This is a genomic window from Massilia sp. Mn16-1_5 (assembly GCF_004798585.1).
GTDB lineage: Bacteria > Pseudomonadota > Gammaproteobacteria > Burkholderiales > Burkholderiaceae_D > Telluria.
In genome coordinates this window covers 189235-203829 of sequence record NZ_PPXQ01000003.1, presented here as the reverse complement: position 1 = coordinate 203829, position 14595 = coordinate 189235, and the positions used below count along the sequence as shown (strand labels likewise).

The 14595-nt window shown below is 64.4% G+C and carries 17 protein-coding genes and 1 other RNA gene; 9 read left to right on the top strand and 9 right to left on the bottom strand.

The genetic code is table 11. From position 1 onward, the window contains the following. Positions 1-16: 16 nt before the first annotated feature. The gene (locus C2862_RS04700) at positions 17-907 is read left to right on the top strand and encodes a LysR family transcriptional regulator (protein ID WP_136218949.1); all 891 of its coding nucleotides are present in this window, start codon (positions 17-19) and stop codon (positions 905-907) included. A 1-nt stretch (position 908) separates the two neighbouring features. Next, entirely contained in the window at positions 909-1736 is an 828-nt protein-coding gene (gene lgt / locus C2862_RS04695) for a prolipoprotein diacylglyceryl transferase (protein ID WP_136218948.1), read from the top strand. 56 nt (positions 1737-1792) lie between these two features. Here lgt and C2862_RS04690 read toward each other — a convergent pair whose 3' ends face one another. The 7 genes from C2862_RS04690 to C2862_RS04660 form a co-directional block, all read right to left on the bottom strand. Continuing rightward, positions 1793-2596, bottom strand: coding sequence for a sulfite exporter TauE/SafE family protein (locus tag C2862_RS04690; protein ID WP_136218947.1), 804 nt, complete (start codon positions 2594-2596; stop codon positions 1793-1795). A 161-nt stretch (positions 2597-2757) separates the two neighbouring features. Beyond that, positions 2758-3150 carry a hypothetical protein gene (locus tag C2862_RS04685; protein ID WP_136218946.1) on the bottom strand — a complete coding sequence of 131 codons (393 nt, stop codon included), beginning with the start codon at positions 3148-3150 and terminating at the stop codon, positions 2758-2760. Further along, on the bottom strand, positions 3147-3461 hold the full coding sequence (locus C2862_RS04680) for a metalloregulator ArsR/SmtB family transcription factor (RefSeq protein ID WP_136218945.1): 315 nt from the start codon (positions 3459-3461) through the stop codon (positions 3147-3149). Before C2862_RS04680 ends, C2862_RS04685 begins: the two co-directional genes overlap by 4 nt. Before the next feature lie 173 nt (positions 3462-3634). Further along, a complete protein-coding gene (locus C2862_RS04675; RefSeq protein WP_136219072.1) occupies positions 3635-4102 on the bottom strand; it encodes an EVE domain-containing protein in 468 nt (155 codons plus the stop codon). Between the two features lie 76 nt (positions 4103-4178). Continuing rightward, a non-coding RNA gene (ssrS, locus tag C2862_RS04670) (6S RNA) lies at positions 4179-4360 on the bottom strand. Between the two features lie 46 nt (positions 4361-4406). Next, the gene (locus C2862_RS04665) at positions 4407-4718 is read right to left on the bottom strand and encodes a cell division protein ZapA (protein WP_136218944.1); all 312 of its coding nucleotides are present in this window, start codon (positions 4716-4718) and stop codon (positions 4407-4409) included. Beyond that, on the bottom strand, positions 4715-4960 hold the full coding sequence (locus tag C2862_RS04660) for a hypothetical protein (RefSeq protein ID WP_136218943.1): 246 nt from the start codon (positions 4958-4960) through the stop codon (positions 4715-4717). The genes C2862_RS04665 and C2862_RS04660 overlap by 4 nt, the downstream gene beginning before the upstream one ends. 376 nt (positions 4961-5336) lie before the next feature. On the opposite strand from C2862_RS04660, the gene groES reads away from it, so the two are divergent. From groES to C2862_RS04645, 3 genes are all read left to right on the top strand, one after another. Beyond that, positions 5337-5627, top strand: coding sequence for a co-chaperone GroES (gene groES, locus C2862_RS04655; RefSeq protein WP_056341632.1), 291 nt, complete (start codon positions 5337-5339; stop codon positions 5625-5627). Between the two features lie 35 nt (positions 5628-5662). Continuing rightward, positions 5663-7309 (top strand): chaperonin GroEL, encoded by a 1647-nt coding sequence (gene groL, locus C2862_RS04650; protein ID WP_136218942.1) that lies wholly within the window; start codon positions 5663-5665, stop codon positions 7307-7309. 95 nt (positions 7310-7404) lie between these two features. After that, entirely contained in the window at positions 7405-7824 is a 420-nt protein-coding gene (locus C2862_RS04645) for a UPF0158 family protein (protein ID WP_136218941.1), read from the top strand. Positions 7825-7912: 88 nt separating this feature from the next. Here C2862_RS04645 and C2862_RS04640 read toward each other — a convergent pair whose 3' ends face one another. Continuing rightward, the gene (locus C2862_RS04640; protein ID WP_136218940.1) at positions 7913-8290 is read right to left on the bottom strand and encodes a DUF5329 domain-containing protein; all 378 of its coding nucleotides are present in this window, start codon (positions 8288-8290) and stop codon (positions 7913-7915) included. A 148-nt stretch (positions 8291-8438) separates the two neighbouring features. Here C2862_RS04640 and C2862_RS04635 point away from each other — a divergent pair, with 148 nt between their 5' ends. Next, entirely contained in the window at positions 8439-9536 is a 1098-nt protein-coding gene (locus tag C2862_RS04635; RefSeq protein ID WP_136218939.1) for an NAD(P)-dependent alcohol dehydrogenase, read from the top strand. A 30-nt stretch (positions 9537-9566) separates the two neighbouring features. Here the strand turns inward: C2862_RS04635 and C2862_RS04630 are convergent, their stop codons facing one another. After that, positions 9567-11177 (bottom strand): methyl-accepting chemotaxis protein, encoded by a 1611-nt coding sequence (locus C2862_RS04630; protein WP_136218938.1) that lies wholly within the window; start codon positions 11175-11177, stop codon positions 9567-9569. 231 nt (positions 11178-11408) lie between these two features. On the opposite strand from C2862_RS04630, the gene C2862_RS04625 reads away from it, so the two are divergent. Genes C2862_RS04625 through C2862_RS04615 form a run of 3 tightly spaced genes read left to right on the top strand, consistent with a single transcriptional unit; the run spans position 11409 to position 14593 of the window. Then, positions 11409-11819: a GntR family transcriptional regulator gene (locus C2862_RS04625; RefSeq protein ID WP_136218937.1), complete on the top strand. Its 411-nt coding sequence runs from the start codon at positions 11409-11411 to the stop codon at positions 11817-11819. A gap of 10 nt (positions 11820-11829) precedes the next feature. After that, on the top strand, positions 11830-12741 hold the full coding sequence (locus C2862_RS04620) for an ABC transporter ATP-binding protein (protein WP_136218936.1): 912 nt from the start codon (positions 11830-11832) through the stop codon (positions 12739-12741). A gap of 7 nt (positions 12742-12748) precedes the next feature. Beyond that, positions 12749-14593: a hypothetical protein gene (locus C2862_RS04615; protein ID WP_136218935.1), complete on the top strand. Its 1845-nt coding sequence runs from the start codon at positions 12749-12751 to the stop codon at positions 14591-14593. Positions 14594-14595 lie beyond the last annotated feature (2 nt).

Below are 14595 nucleotides of genomic sequence, written 5' to 3'. Positions count from 1 at the left end.
TGGAAATGCATATCGAATGAATCTTGAACTGCGCCAGCTGCGCTATTTCGTCACCGTCGCCGAAGAGCTGCACTTCGGCCGCGCCGCCGAACGCCTGCACATGACCCAGCCGCCACTGTCGCAGACGATCGCCGCGCTGGAAGAGACCCTGGGCGCGCCCCTGTTCCTGCGCACCCGGCGCCAGGTCGAACTGACGCCGGCCGGCGCCGCCCTGCTGCCCGAGGCGCGCCGCCTGCTCGATGGCGCCGCCGGCCTGCCGGAACTGGTGCGCCGCGCCGCCGCCGGCGAATCGGGGCGCCTCGCGCTGTCCTTCGTCACGCCGGCCGATTACAGCGTCCTGCCCGGCCTGCTGCGCGACTACAGCGCGGCCTATCCGAACGTGCACCTGGTGCTGCAGGAAGCGACGACCGATGTGCAAGTCGACGATCTCCTGCATGAACGCATCGACGCCGGCCTCTTGATCCCGCCGCTGTCGGAAAAGGCGCAGGCCCAGCTGGACTACATGAAAGTGCTGGAAGAACCGCTGGTGCTGTGCGCGCCAGCGGGCCTGCTGCCCGCCGGCGGCAAGCCGGTCGACCTCAAAACGCTGCGCCAGCTGCCCCTGATCATTTTCCCGCGCAAGAGCGCCCCTGCCCTGCACGACGCCATCCTCAGCTGCTTCCACGAGGCGGGCTTGTCGCCAGAAATTGGCCAGGAAGCGATCCAGATGCAAACCATCGTCAGCCTCGTCTCCGCGGGCATGGGCTTGGCACTTGTGCCACAATCCGTGTCGAACCTGATGCGCCCCGGCGTAGAATACCGTGCCCTGGCCAGCGCCACGCCACTCGTGGAACTGGGCCTGGCCTGGCGCCGCGACAAGGTCTCGCCGGTGCTGCGGGGCTTTTTGGAATTAGTGAGGAAAACTTAATATGCTGGTACACCCGAATCCGGACCCGATCGCCTTCTCGATCGGTCCGGTCGACATCCACTGGTACGGCCTGATGTACGTGGTCGCCTTTGCCCAGTTCCTGATGCTGGGCCGCGTGCGCGTGAAGCAGCCGCACATCGCCGCCCAGGGCTGGAAGAACGAGGACCTGGACGATATGCTGTTCTACGGCATGCTCGGGGTCGTGATCGGCGGCCGTCTCGGCGAGGTGCTGTTCTACCAGCCGGCCCATTTCCTTGCGAACCCGATCGAGATCTTCCAGGTCTGGAAAGGCGGCATGTCCTTCCACGGCGGCTTCCTCGGCGTGCTGATCGCGATGGCGCTGTGGGCGCGCAAGGCCGGACGCAACCTGCTCGACGTGTACGACTTCATCGCCCCGATGGTCCCGCTCGGCTACGCCGCCGGCCGCCTGGGCAATTTCATCAACCACGAACTGCCGGGCCGCGTCGCCGACCCGAGCCTGCCGTGGGCCATGCTGTGGCCGAACCCGAACGGCGTCGGCTACCTCGATACCCTGCGCCATCCTTCGCCGATCTACCAGATGCTGGTCGACGGCCTGCTGGTGTTCCTGATCCTGTGGCCGTTTGCGCGCAAGGCGCGTCCGCGCCTGGCGGTCGGCGCGATGTTCACCCTGCTCTATGGCTGCGCCCGCTTCTTTACCGAATGGTTCCGCGTGCCGGATTGGGAAACGACAGTCGCCGGCCTGCCGATCACCTCGGGACAGGTGCTGTCGCTGCCGATGATCGTCGCGGCGCTGGTCATGCTGGCCTGGGCCTACTCGCGAGACGGGAAACAACCGGTACGGGTTTAAACCCAAGACCTGCAAACAACAACAGCGCCGCGGCGCCGTTGTTGTTTGCGGAGATGTTACGTCGCCGCTTTCCAGAACATGTAGGCCGCGAGCGCGTACAGCAGCACCGCAAACACCTTCTGCAGCTGGCGCACCGGCATCCGGTGCGCCGTCCTCGCCCCCAGCGGCGCCGTCATCACGCTGGCCGCGACGATGATCGCCAGCGCCGGCACATAAATGAAACCGAGCGAATAGTCCGGCAAGCCCGGTTCGCCCCATCCATAGAAGACGTTCGCGATCGTGCCCGCGAAGGCGATCGGAAAGCCGAGCGCCGCGCTGGTCGCGACCGCATTATGGATGCGCACGTTACACCAGGTCATGAAGGGCACCGAAATGAATCCGCCGCCGGCGCCGACCAGTCCCGCCAGGATGCCGATCAGGCCGCCCATGCCGAACATGCCGGCCGTGCCGGGCAATTCGCGCGCCGCCGCCGGCTTCTTGTTGATCAGCATTTGCGTGGCCGAGAAGGCGACGAAGGCGCCGAAGAACCAGGCCAGCGTCGACGCATTCATCTGCTTGCCGATCCAGGGTCCGATGACGGAACCAAGCAGGATACCCGGCGCCAGCAGCGCGACGATGCGCCACACCACCGCCCCATGCTTGTGGTGCGCGCGCACCGAGGACAGCGAGGTGAACATGATGGTGGCCAGCGAGGTGGCGATCGCCATGTGCACCACCAGCGCATCGGGCACGCCGCGCGAGGTCAGCACCATGGTGATGAAGGGCACCAGGATCATGCCGCCGCCGATGCCGAGCAGGCCGGCCGCGAAGCCGCCGAAGCAGCCCATGCCCAGCAGGGCCAGGATCAGGAACGGGTCCATGCGGCCTCCCCTGCGGCACGGAGCGCACAGGCACGGCCTGCGGCGGGAGAAAACATCAACGGTGAAGCCATCGGCCAGCCTTATCAAACGGATGAGACCAGCATACTAGCCGAATGTGGGTGCCGCCGTGCGACGTCCTCCCGAATTCGGAGGCCGCTCGCTCAGGCCGTGGCCGAGCGTGCGCCGAAGCAGCGCAGCAGGGCCGCGGCCAGCGCCACGGCCAGCAGCGCGCCCCCGATCAGGTGCATGCTCGCCAATGGAGCGAGCAGCATGGCGAGCATGTAGGCGAGGCCACCCAGCACCAGGCTCCAGCCGGCGAAGCGGCGCGCGGCCTGTTCCGCCTGCGGCGAGCAGCGCAGCCGCGCCAGCTGCGTGAGCGACTTCGGAATCACGTTCGCGTAGAACACGACGATGAAGCCGAGCAGCACACCGGTCAGGCGCTGCGCGCACTCGGGCGACAGGTATGCGGGCGCGGCCCACTTCAGTACGGCAGCGCCGCCGATGACGATTGCTGCGCCCAACAAGGAACGGACCAAGGGGAAAGCTCGCTTCATGACTTCTCCTGTTTCGATTCGACTTCGGGAAGGCCGGATTCCGGCCGCGTGACCTGCAATCCAAACGTTTGCGCAAAAGCGAGCAGCGCTTCTTCCAGCACCGACAACTTCAGGCGGTAGGTGACGTTCCTGCCCTGCTTTTCGGCCTCGATCAGGCCGGCGTTGACCAGCACGGCGAAGTGGGCCGACATGGTCGGCTTCGAGACCTCGAACATGTCGGCCAGTTCCCCCGCGCCGATGGGTCCGGCCTGCAGCAGTTGCAGGACCTTGCGGCGGGTGGGGTCGGACAGGGCTTTGAATACGGTGCTCATGGAATCGATTATTAGCTAAGCATCTAACTATCGTCAAGCGCTTTCGCGCGTGGTCGTGTCAAACCTAACTTAGAGCGTCTTACAAAACTGGCAGGGCAAGGCGAAGCGCCGAAGACAGTACGAGCGTACGGCGAGGCGCTGCAACGCAGCCATGGCAGTTTTGTTAGGCGCTCTTAGTCTTTTGCGCGGACGAACGCGAGGATCGTATTCCACTGCCCGGCGGTCACCGGCGAAATGGAAAGCCTGCTGCCTTTCTGCAGCAAGACCATGTCTTCCAACGCGGGCATCGCGCGCATTTCGGACAATGGCAAATAGCGGCCTTTCTCTTTTGCCCGCACGTCGACCGATATCCAGCGCGGTTGCGCGGGCGTCGCTTTCGGATCGAAGTATTTGCCGGCGCTATCGAATTGGCTGGCGTCCGGATAAGGACCGCTCGCCACTTCCGCAATCCCTGCGACGCCGGGAACGGCGCAACTGGAATGATAAAAGAGGATGCCGTCGCCGATTTGCATGGCGTCGCGCATGAAATTACGGGCCTGGTAGTTGCGCACGCCGAACCAGGCGACGGTCTGTCCGGGCGCTGCGAGAACGTCGTCGAAACTGACTTCATCGGGTTCGGATTTCATCAACCAGTAGCGCATCTGCTCCATACCTTCCAAAATAAGCGGGCATAAAAAAACGGCTGCGTGCATTGTGCCCGCAACCGCTTTTATGGAATGTAGCCCCGCCTGTGCCGTTTTTTGCCGGCATCCCGAACCTGATGGCTCAAGGTGGTCACAGTCAGTCCAATTTCGGGTTCGTCGAACTAGCGACGCTCACGCCCATCAAACACTATCCCGCAACCTATGCATGTAAATGGTTCAAGGAATATATGGCAATCTCGAACACCGCAGGGTGCCTCGCAGTTTACTCGCTTGAAGCCCGGTGTCAAACGAATTTGGCCGCTCAGGACAAATTTTCTTGCGGCGCCAGAGCCTGGTCGAGGACGCTGTGCATCGCCTCGAGTTTTTGTTTCACTTCGAGCATCGTCATGTCCGACAGCGGACCTTGCGGCGACTTGACCGACAGGAATTCGGCGGCCACGCTGAGCGCGGCCATGACGGCGATGCGGTCGTTGCCCTTTACTTTTCCGGAGTCGCGCAGCGCGGTCATCTTGCCGTCGAGGTAGCGCACGGCATCGCGCAGCGTCGCCTGCTCGCCTTCCTTGCAGGCCAGGCGGTAGGGCTGGCCCATGATTGTCACATCCAGGTAAATCATCGGGCGGCCTCGGCATCAACGGGTTCGGCGTCTTCGTCTTCCTCTACTTCCGGCGCGGGCAATTGCTCGATCACGGCTTCGACCCGGTGCTGGACTTCGGTAAGGCGCTCGAGATAGGCCATGTTCTCCTCGCTCAGCAGCTTGTTGGTCTGCTGCAGGAGCGCGTTCTCGCGGCGCAGCGATCCGACCAGCGCAGCAAGGCGCTCGATCTTGTCGGATAGGTCTTGGAATTCGGAAATCATTCGTAACTATAGGTCCGATATGGTTTGACAGTCAACATGATAGCGTGTCATGCGGTTTGACTGGTTTTCTTGATACTTTGATCCCGATCAATCGCCCGCCAACAGTGCGTCAAGTCCTTGTCCATCGGTGCTAGTCTCTCCGCTTTGTCTCTGTGCCATGGCGAACCGGCAAGCCATCCAGCCTGCATGACTTGAGCCTGATCAGAGCGGTGCAGTTTATTTCGCAACATCGCAGCTTGAAATGCCCCATTATCGTCCCTATAATTAGCACTCGTTAGATGAGAGTGCTAACAACCTCTTCCCGCCGCAGCGCAGATGCGAAGCGGCACACAACGCAAACAAAGCTAGTCCAAACCACTGAATAAAGGAGTTTTGCATGAACCTTCGCCCTCTGCACGATCGCGTTATCGTGAAGCGTCTCGACCAGGAAACCAAGACTGCCTCCGGCCTGATCATCCCTGATGCAGCCGCCGAGAAGCCGGACCAGGGCGAGATCCTGGCTGTCGGCAACGGCAAAGTCCAGGACAACGGTCAAGTCCGTGCACTGGAAGTCCAGGTTGGCGACCGCGTCCTGTTTGGCAAGTACTCGGGCCAGACCGTCAAGGTCGACGGCCAGGAACTGCTGGTGATGCGCGAAGAAGACATCATGGCCGTGCTGGTCAAGTAATCCTCCCCTCAGAAACTCTCTCGGAGAAATAAAAAATGGCAGCTAAAGAAGTTATTTTCGGCGACGCAGCGCGCGCCAAGATGGTTGAAGGCGTCAACATCCTCGCCAACGCAGTCAAGGTTACCCTGGGTCCTAAGGGCCGCAACGTCGTGCTGGACCGCGCCTTCGGCGCCCCGACCGTCACCAAGGACGGCGTCTCGGTCGCGAAAGAGATCGAACTCAAAGACAAGCTCATGAACATGGGCGCGCAGATGGTCAAGGAAGTCGCCTCTAAAACCAGCGACAACGCCGGCGACGGCACCACCACCGCGACCGTGCTGGCACAAGCCATCGTGCGCGAAGGCATGAAGTTCGTTGCCGCAGGCATGAACCCGATGGACCTGAAGCGCGGCATCGACAAGGCCGTTGCTGCCACCGTCGAAGAACTGCAGAAGATCGCCAAGCCATGCACCACCTCGAAGGAAATCGCGCAAGTCGGCGCCATCTCCGCGAACTCGGACTACTCGATCGGCGAGCGCATCGCTGAAGCGATGGAAAAGGTCGGCAAGGAAGGCGTCATCACCGTCGAAGACGGCAAGTCGCTGAACGACGAACTCGACATCGTCGAAGGCATGCAGTTCGACCGCGGCTACCTGTCGCCTTACTTCATCAATAACCCGGACAAGCAAGTCGCCATCCACGACAATCCGTTCGTCCTGCTGTGCGACAAGAAGATCTCGAACATCCGTGACCTGCTGCCGGTGCTGGAGCAAGTTGCAAAAGCCGGCCGTCCGCTGGTCATCATCGCCGAAGACATCGAAGGCGAAGCGCTGGCGACCCTGGTCGTCAACAACATCCGCGGCATCCTGAAGACCGTTGCTGTCAAGGCTCCAGGCTTCGGCGACCGTCGCAAGGCCATGCTGGAAGACATCGCCGTCCTGACCGGCGGCCAGGTGATCGCAGAAGAAGTCGGCCTGACCCTGGAAAAGGTCACGCTGGCGGAACTGGGCCAGGCCAAGCGTATCGAAGTCGGCAAGGAAAACACCATCATCATCGACGGTGCAGGTTCGGCTGAGAACATCGAAGCGCGCGTCAAGCAAGTGCGTATCCAGATCGAAGAAGCGACCTCGGACTACGACCGCGAGAAGCTGCAAGAGCGCGTGGCCAAGCTGGCCGGCGGCGTTGCCGTGATCAAGGTCGGCGCTGCCACCGAAGTCGAAATGAAGGAAAAGAAAGCACGCGTGGAAGACGCGCTGCACGCCACCCGCGCTGCGGTTGAAGAAGGCATCGTGCCAGGCGGCGGCGTCGCCCTGCTGCGTGCCCGCGCCAACCTGCAAGTGCAAGGCGACAATCCTGACCAGGAAGCCGGCATCAAGATCGTCCTGCGCGCAATGGAAGAGCCGCTGCGCATGATCGTCCAGAACGCAGGCGAAGAAGCATCGGTCGTCGTCTCGGGCGTGCTGGCCGGCCAGGGCAACTACGGCTACAACGCCGCCAACGGCACCTACGGCGACATGGTCGAAATGGGCGTGCTGGACCCAGCCAAGGTCACCCGCTCGGCCCTGCAGAACGCAGCGTCGATCGCCGGCCTGATGCTGACCACCGACTGCATGGTCTCGGAAGTCGTCGAAGACAAGCCGGCCGGCGGCATGGGCGGCATGGGTGGTATGGGCGGCATGGGCGGCATGGACGGCATGATGTAATAGCCGCATCCGGGCGCCGCTTCGCCGGCGCCTTGCTGCACAATCAAGCCTGCAGGGTTCGCGCCTTGCAGGCTTTTTACTTTTTGGAGAAGACGATGCCTACTGTGGATGCAAACGACCTCGAAGACGCCGTGCTGATCGTATCGGAGTCAGGCACCTCCGATCAGGCCTGGGTATCCCTGGATACGGGCCAGGTGCTGATCCGCTCGGAGATGGTGGACGAGGAGCTGGCGCCTTTGCCGGACGATATCGATACCTCGCCGCGCTACATTCCGGTGCCGCATATGCGTACGCTCGACCTCGGGCTCGAACTGGTCTTCGATTTCGCCGATGCGGCCATGCCGGACGACGCCGATGACGTGCGCCAGATGTTCAAGCGCTCGGAGGCGTATCGCCATTTCTCGGAGCTGGTCGAGGAGCGTGGACTGACGGACCGCTGGCATGATTTCCGCGAGGCGCAGACGCGTGCAGTATTGGCGGGGTGGTGCGAAGAGAACGGCTTGCAGCTGGGCTAAAAATCGGCGGGCATGCCCGCCCTACGATACCCGTGGCCGAGGTGCACCGTAGGGCGGGCATGCCCGCCGAATGTATGGCCGCGAACCGTCACTGGCCCGCCCGCCCCCGAAACCGCGTCAACTCTTCCGTCAAATACGGCCCGCTGGCCACCGCCTTCCCTCCCCCGCACTTTACCTGGTACGGCTTCCCACTCATGCTGCTTTCGGTCGCCGCACGTTCGATGAAGGACTCGGCATTCGGCACCAGATCGCGCTTGAGCAGATAGTCATATTTCTTCTTCAAATGCGCCCGCGCCTCCGCGCCCTCATGCCAACTGCCGTTGCGGTTGAACTGGCAGCCCGGCGTCGCGACGTAGTCGAGCAGGTGCGCGATCTCGGCCTGGGCCTTCGCATCGGGCGCGGCAAAGGCCGCGCCGTGCAGGCCCACGGCGAGCAGGATGATGCCGGCATATCGGTTGAGTCGCATGGTTCCTCCTGATGGCAAGCGATATGCCGAGTCTAGCATTCGTACGATCCGCACCGAATACATTGCGGCTACGCCCTGAGCGCGTCACCTAACAGACGCGAGCGTACGTGCAGCCTATCGTCCCCGCTCCATTCACAGAGGAGCGAACATGATCAAGGTCACCGGCTACGCGGCCAAGCATTCCTACAGCCGCCTGAAACCCTACGAATTCGAGCGCGAGGAAGCGGGCGCGCACGAGGTCGAAATCGATGTGCTGTATTGCGGCGTCTGCCATTCGGACATCCACCAGGTCAAGAACGAGTGGTCGAATACGGTCTATCCCTGCGTGCCCGGGCACGAGATCGTAGGCCGCGTCACGAAAGTCGGCCCGGCCGTGAAGCGCCATGCGGTGGGCGACATCGTCGGCGTCGGCTGCATGGTCGACAGCTGCGGCCAGTGCGAAGCCTGCAAGTGCGGCGACCAGAATTACTGCGGTAGCCCGAACAGCTGGCTGGCGACCTACAACGGTCCGATGATCCCGAAGGCGAAGGCCGGCGAAAACATCTACGGCAAGGACAACACCTTCGGCGGCTATTCGAACGTACTCGTGGTGAAGGAAGACTTCGTACTGAAGATCCCGGCAGCTTTGCAGCCGGAAGTCGCGGCGCCGATCCTGTGCGCCGGCGTGACGACCTACTCTCCGATGAAGCATTGGGGCGTGAAGGCCGGCGACAAGGTCGGCATCATCGGCATGGGCGGTCTCGGCCACATGGCCGCAAAAATCGCCAAGGCGATGGGCGCCGAGGTGACGCTGTTCACGACGACGAAGGAAAAGATCGAGGAAGCGCAGAAGCTCGGCTTCCAGGCGGTGCTGGAGAAGGACAAGAAGGCGCTGGAAGAACTGGAGAAGAGCTTCGACTTCATGCTCTCGACCGTGCCCGAGAAGCACGACCTGAATCCCTTCGTCGAACTGCTCAAGCGCGACAGCGTGCTGTGCGTGGTCGGCGCGCTCGAGCCGCTGGCGCCGACGGACAACATGGCCATGGCGCAGATGCGCCGTTCGGTGGCCGGCTCCCTGATCGGCAACCTGGCCGAGACCCAGGAAATCCTGGACTTCTGCGCCGAGCACGGCATCGGCCCGGAGATCGAGATGATCCGCATCCAGGACGTGAACGATGCGTATAAAAAGGTCGAGAAAGGCGAGGTGCGTTTCCGCTACGTGATCGACATGGCCTCGCTCAAGGAGGAGATCGCGGGCGAACAGTAATCGGCTGCAAAGCGCACCCGCGACGCGTCATTACGCCAGGGCCGGGCGCCGCGCCACCGCGAAGGCGGCGCGTGCCGCCGGCTGCTGCGCGTCGTCGGCCAGCTTGAACACGCTGACCGCCTGCAGCAGCTGGTCCGCCTGTTCGTGCATGGCGTTCGAGGCGGCGGCGGCCTGCTCGACCAGGGCCGCGTTCTGCTGGGTCACCTGGTCCATCTGGCTGATGGCCCCGTTGATCTGGCCGATGCCGGCGGTCTGCTCGTTGGTGGCAACCGTGATCTCGCCGATGATGTCGGTCACGCGCTGGACACTGCCGACGATCTCGTTCATCGTCGCGCCGGCCTGGTCGACCAGCCTGGCGCCATCGTCGACGCGGGTGACCGAAGCATCGATCAGGACCTTGATTTCCTTGGCCGCCGCGGCCGAGCGGTGCGCCAGGTTGCGCACTTCGCTGGCGACGACCGCGAAGCCGCGGCCCTGTTCGCCCGCCCGGGCAGCTTCGACGGCCGCATTCAGCGCCAGGATATTCGTCTGGAAGGCGATGCTGTCGATGACGCCGACGATGTCGGCGATCTTCTTCGACGATTCGTTAATCGCCGCCATGGTCTCGACCACCTGCGACACCACGACGCCGCCGCGGCCCGCCACTTCGCTGGCCGAGGTCGCGAGCAGGCTGGCCTGGCGCGCATTGCCGGCGTTCTGGGCGACCGTCGAGGTCAGCTCTTCCATCGAGCTGGCCGTCTCTTCCAGCGATCCGGCCTGCTCTTCGGTACGCGCCGAGAGATCGAGGTTGCCGGCGGCGATTTCCGAGGAGGCCGTGGCGATCGCATGTGAACCGCTGCGGATCTCCGTGACGAGGCCGAGCAGGTGCTCGTTCATGTCGGCCAGCGCGTCCTGCAGGGCGCCGATTTCATCCTTCGCACTCGCCTGGCGGCGGCTGGTCAGGTCGCCGGCGGCGACGCGGCGCGCCAGGCTGACTGCGGCCTGCACCGGACGCGTGATCGAGCGGGTCAGCCACCATGCGCACAGGGCGCCGAAGGCCACGCTCAGGACACCGAGCAGGACCACCGTGCGGCGGCTGTCTTCCTTGACGTGCTGGATCTGCTGCTGCAGCTCGTCGACCTGCTTGCGCTGCAGGGCCACCAGGGACTGGATGTTGGCCTGGTAGGCCTGGGCGGCCGGGATGTAGACCTTGTCGTGCACCTGCATCGATTCTTCGATCTTGCCCTCGCTCTTCAGGCGCACGGCTTCGGCGCGCCCGCCCGCATACGCGCCGCGCAGCGAGATCATCCTGGCGAAGGTCTCCTTTTCTTCCGGCGTGCTGAGGAGCTTCTCGACTTCCTTCAGGTAGGTCGCCGCCTTGGCGTTGGTTTCCTCGGTGTTCTTGGCGAAGAACTCGGTCAGCGAGGTATCGCTGCTCTTGATGATGGCCGAGGTGCGGATCACGGCGACGGCGATGTTGGCGCTCCAGTCGCTGATCATGCGTTCCTTCTTGACCGGCTGGTCGAGCATCTGCTCGGCGGCATCGGCGACCGCATTCAGTTTCAGGATGCCGATCACCGTGATCAGAATCGACAGGGCCAGCACGACGGCGAAGCCAAGGGCCAGGCGCTGGCCGATCTTCATGTTGGATAACAAATTCATGACGTGTACTTATGTGCTTTCAGTGGAGAGACGCATCGGTTTGACGAGAAACGCCGAATAACCGATATATCGTTTATGAATTACTACGTTCTATTTCATCAATTCTACGCATAAAATCAAATGTTGGCTTAGAGCAACAAGTGTTTTACTTAAATTAACGCGTTTCATATTGCTTGACCCCGGCGCATGTCGGGGCTACTGTACTATCAATACTAGTACAGATAGACAGCCATGACCCGACGCACTCTTCTCCTCATCAACATCAGCCCCGGCGACCCGCGCCCGATCGCACGCCAGATCGTGGACGGCGTCCGGCGCCTGGTCGCCAGCGGCGAGCTGCCGGTCGGCGCCGCCGTGCCCAGCGTGCGCGGCCTGGCGCAGCAGCTGACGATCAACCCGAACACGGTGGCCAAGGCCTATAACGAACTCACCAGCGAAGGCTGGCTCGACGCCCGCCCCGGCCTTGGCCTGTTCGTGGCGCCGCCGCGCCAGCGCCTGTCGGAAGACGAGCGCGCGCGCCGCCTCGACGAAGCGGTGGTGCGTTTCACGGGAGACGTCATCGGCCTGGGTTACGCGCCCGACACGGTGCTGCGCCGCGTCGCCGACGAACTGGCGCAGTGCGCGCCGAAGAAGACCGCGTGAGGAGCGCACGATGTATGCCATCGATACCCGTGCGCTGTGCCTGCGCTACCGCGGCAAGAGCGCGCTCGACCACTTGACGCTGGCCCTGCCGCGCGGCGGCATCCATGCCATTGTCGGCGCCAACGGCGCCGGCAAATCCTCGCTGTTTCGCATCCTGCTCGGTTTTACCGCGCCCACCAGCGGCAGCGCACGCGTGCTCGATTGCGACAGCGGCGCGCTCACGCCGGCCCTGCGCGGCCGCATCGGCTTCGTCAACGAAGAGCACACCCTGCCCGGCTGGATGCGCATCGCCGAACTGGCCGCGATGCAGGCGCGCCAGTACCCGCGCTGGAACGGCGAGCGCTACGCCCAGGTCCTGCGCAACTTCAACGTGCACGCCGACCAGAAGATCGCCCAGCTTTCGCGCGGCGAACGCGCCGGCGTAAACCTGGCACTGGCCCTGGCGCAAAGCCCGGACCTCTTGATCCTCGACGAACCGACCCTGGGCCTGGACGTCGTCGCCAAGCGCGCCTTCCTCGAGGCGCTGCTCTTCATCACGCTCGAAGAAGACGCCACCATCGTCTACTGCTCGCACCAGATGGAAGAGATCGAGCGCGTCGCCGACAACCTGGTGATCCTCGAACGCGGCGCGCTGCGCCACATGTCCCCGCCCGGCGACTTCTGCGAACGTGTGCACCTGTGGGTGGCGGAGTTCCCGTTCCGCGTGCCGGACCTGTCATCCCTGCCCGGCCTGCTCGAGGTGCGCCTCATCGACGGCCTGACGCACCTGATGGTGTTCGACCAGGGCGACGACTTCGGCAGCCGCCTGCGCCTGCTCGGCGCACGCAGCGTGCACCAGTCGGCGGTCGGCCTGGACCGCGCCATCAACGGTTTCCTGGCGCGTGGCCACGTGGCCAATGCCTCCCTTCCCACCGCAGCCTGAGGCTCCCATGAAAGAACTGTTCCTGAGCGAGCTGCGGCGCTTCCGCGCCGCGGCCCTCGTCGCCACCGCCATCCACCTGGTGCTGCAACTGTGCGCCGGCCGCCTGGCGGACCCGCTGCTGCTGTCCTGGCAGCCGCACGCCGTGTTCCTGTTGTTTTATGTGCTGTGCGGCTTCGGCTTCGCCGTCTACCAGTTCGGCACCTACCGCCAGCCCAGCCGCTGGATCTGGCTGCTGCACCGCCCGCTCGCACCGCAGCGCGTGGGCGCCGCCCTGGCGCTGGCTTCAAGCTGCCTGATCCTGCTGGCCATCGGCCTGCCCCTGCTGCTCGCGGTCGGCCTCACGGACGTCCTCAGCACCCGCACGGTCGATGCGCGTCACTATCTGATGGTGCTGTTCGTCGTGCTGTTCTGCCTGAACGGCTGGCTGGCCGGCGCCTACGTCATGCTGAACGGACGCCTGAGCGCGACCGTCGTCGTGCTGCTGCCGGTGCTGCTGATGGGGCGCCTGGCCGCGGGCGCCGACCTGCTGCTGCCCGGCGCGATCTGCACCGCCCTGCTGGCCGGCCTGGCGCTGGGCGCATTCAAACCCGAACGCACGGCGCCGCCGCAGCGCCTGCCGGCCCTGCTGGCGGCCGGCCTGCCCCTGCAGCTGGGCTTTTATTTCACCCTGCTGTGGACCGGCTCGCTGGCCTTCCAGTACGGCGAGATGCTGCTTGGGGTGCATCCGCTGAACCGCCCGGTGCCGCCGGCAGGAGGACACACCGAACTGGCGCGCGCCGACGGCCGCGCCGCCTTCGAGCTCGGGCTGGCGGCATCGACCGACCCGCGCGCCGCGCATTGGGCGCGCCAGGTACCGCTGCTCGACATCGAATCCGTGTCGCCCATGACGCGCCAGTTCCCGGTGCGCCACCAGATCACGAACCTGGACAGCCTGCAGTGGATCGACGAGGAACGCCATACGGCCTGGACTTTCAGCCACGACAGCATGCGCTTCGAAGGCGCCGACCTGCACACCGGCGCCGCGCGCGGCAGCTTCGGTGCCGGCGGCGAAGGCTCGCCGCTGCCCTTCGATGCGGTGCCCTTCGTCTTCGAGAACTGGATCATGACGCCGCATCGCCTGTACCGGCGTGACCCGGTCGCGCGGCGCTTCACCGACGTGCTGTCGGTGCCGGCGCCCGAGACGCTGCTCAGCGCCCCGAAGGAGATCGGCCCGCGCTGGTACGTGCTGACCGACCGCCGCCTGCTGGTGTTCGCGCGCCCCGACGATTCGCTGGCGCAGCCGGTACGCCTTCTTTACAGCATCGCGCTGCCGGGACGCGTCACTGGCCTCGAACGCGTCGACGTCGCCCCGCTGCTGGACGGCACCCTGCTCTCCTTCAACCATGGGCGCAAGATGGCCGAGGGCGAACCCGATGCGCGCCAGACCGTATTGTTCGTGGACGAGGCGGGACACGCGCAGCCGGTCGCGGACCGCGCGCTCACTCACGATTTCGCGGCGCCCTTCGAACACAAGGCCTGGTGGCTGTCGCCGGTGACGCATGCGGTGCTGGCGCTGCCGGCCCTGTTCGAGAACGGCGACGTCGGTGTCCCGCAGCGCAGTGCCTTCGCCGACATCGTCGGCCAGCGCCGTCCGCCGGAGGTGGTTGCCTGGGCCATCGGCGCCGCGCTGCTGTCAAGTTTCGCCGCCTGGACCTGGCTGCGCCGCGCCCGCGTATCGCCGGCGCGCCGCTATGGCTGGACGCTGGCCGTCCTGCTGCTCGGCCTTCCCGGCCTGGGCGTGCTCGCGCTGTTGCAGCCGCGCGGCGCGGCGGCACGTGCACCTGCGCCGGCCGGCGTACCGGTGGCTGCCTGATG

What these genes read in the sequence shown, in the direction of transcription:
- C2862_RS04700 (WP_136218949.1), top strand. Translation starts at nt 17, where the DNA reads ATGAATCTTGAACTGCGCCAGCTGCGCTATTTCGTCACCGTCGCCGAA.
- lgt (WP_136218948.1), top strand. Translation starts at nt 909, where the DNA reads ATGCTGGTACACCCGAATCCGGACCCGATCGCCTTCTCGATCGGTCCG.
- C2862_RS04675 (WP_136219072.1), bottom strand. Translation starts at nt 4,102, where the DNA reads ATGCGCTACTGGTTGATGAAATCCGAACCCGATGAAGTCAGTTTCGAC.
- C2862_RS04690 (WP_136218947.1), bottom strand. Translation starts at nt 2,596, where the DNA reads ATGGACCCGTTCCTGATCCTGGCCCTGCTGGGCATGGGCTGCTTCGGC.
- groES (WP_056341632.1), top strand. Translation starts at nt 5,337, where the DNA reads ATGAACCTTCGCCCTCTGCACGATCGCGTTATCGTGAAGCGTCTCGAC.
- groL (WP_136218942.1), top strand. Translation starts at nt 5,663, where the DNA reads ATGGCAGCTAAAGAAGTTATTTTCGGCGACGCAGCGCGCGCCAAGATG.
- C2862_RS04645 (WP_136218941.1), top strand. Translation starts at nt 7,405, where the DNA reads ATGCCTACTGTGGATGCAAACGACCTCGAAGACGCCGTGCTGATCGTA.
- C2862_RS04625 (WP_136218937.1), top strand. Translation starts at nt 11,409, where the DNA reads ATGACCCGACGCACTCTTCTCCTCATCAACATCAGCCCCGGCGACCCG.
- C2862_RS04640 (WP_136218940.1), bottom strand. Translation starts at nt 8,290, where the DNA reads ATGCGACTCAACCGATATGCCGGCATCATCCTGCTCGCCGTGGGCCTG.
- C2862_RS04615 (WP_136218935.1), top strand. Translation starts at nt 12,749, where the DNA reads ATGAAAGAACTGTTCCTGAGCGAGCTGCGGCGCTTCCGCGCCGCGGCC.
- C2862_RS04630 (WP_136218938.1), bottom strand. Translation starts at nt 11,177, where the DNA reads ATGAATTTGTTATCCAACATGAAGATCGGCCAGCGCCTGGCCCTTGGC.
- C2862_RS04620 (WP_136218936.1), top strand. Translation starts at nt 11,830, where the DNA reads ATGTATGCCATCGATACCCGTGCGCTGTGCCTGCGCTACCGCGGCAAG.
- C2862_RS04635 (WP_136218939.1), top strand. Translation starts at nt 8,439, where the DNA reads ATGATCAAGGTCACCGGCTACGCGGCCAAGCATTCCTACAGCCGCCTG.
- C2862_RS04680 (WP_136218945.1), bottom strand. Translation starts at nt 3,461, where the DNA reads ATGAGCACCGTATTCAAAGCCCTGTCCGACCCCACCCGCCGCAAGGTC.
- C2862_RS04660 (WP_136218943.1), bottom strand. Translation starts at nt 4,960, where the DNA reads ATGATTTCCGAATTCCAAGACCTATCCGACAAGATCGAGCGCCTTGCT.
- C2862_RS04665 (WP_136218944.1), bottom strand. Translation starts at nt 4,718, where the DNA reads ATGATTTACCTGGATGTGACAATCATGGGCCAGCCCTACCGCCTGGCC.
- C2862_RS04685 (WP_136218946.1), bottom strand. Translation starts at nt 3,150, where the DNA reads ATGAAGCGAGCTTTCCCCTTGGTCCGTTCCTTGTTGGGCGCAGCAATC.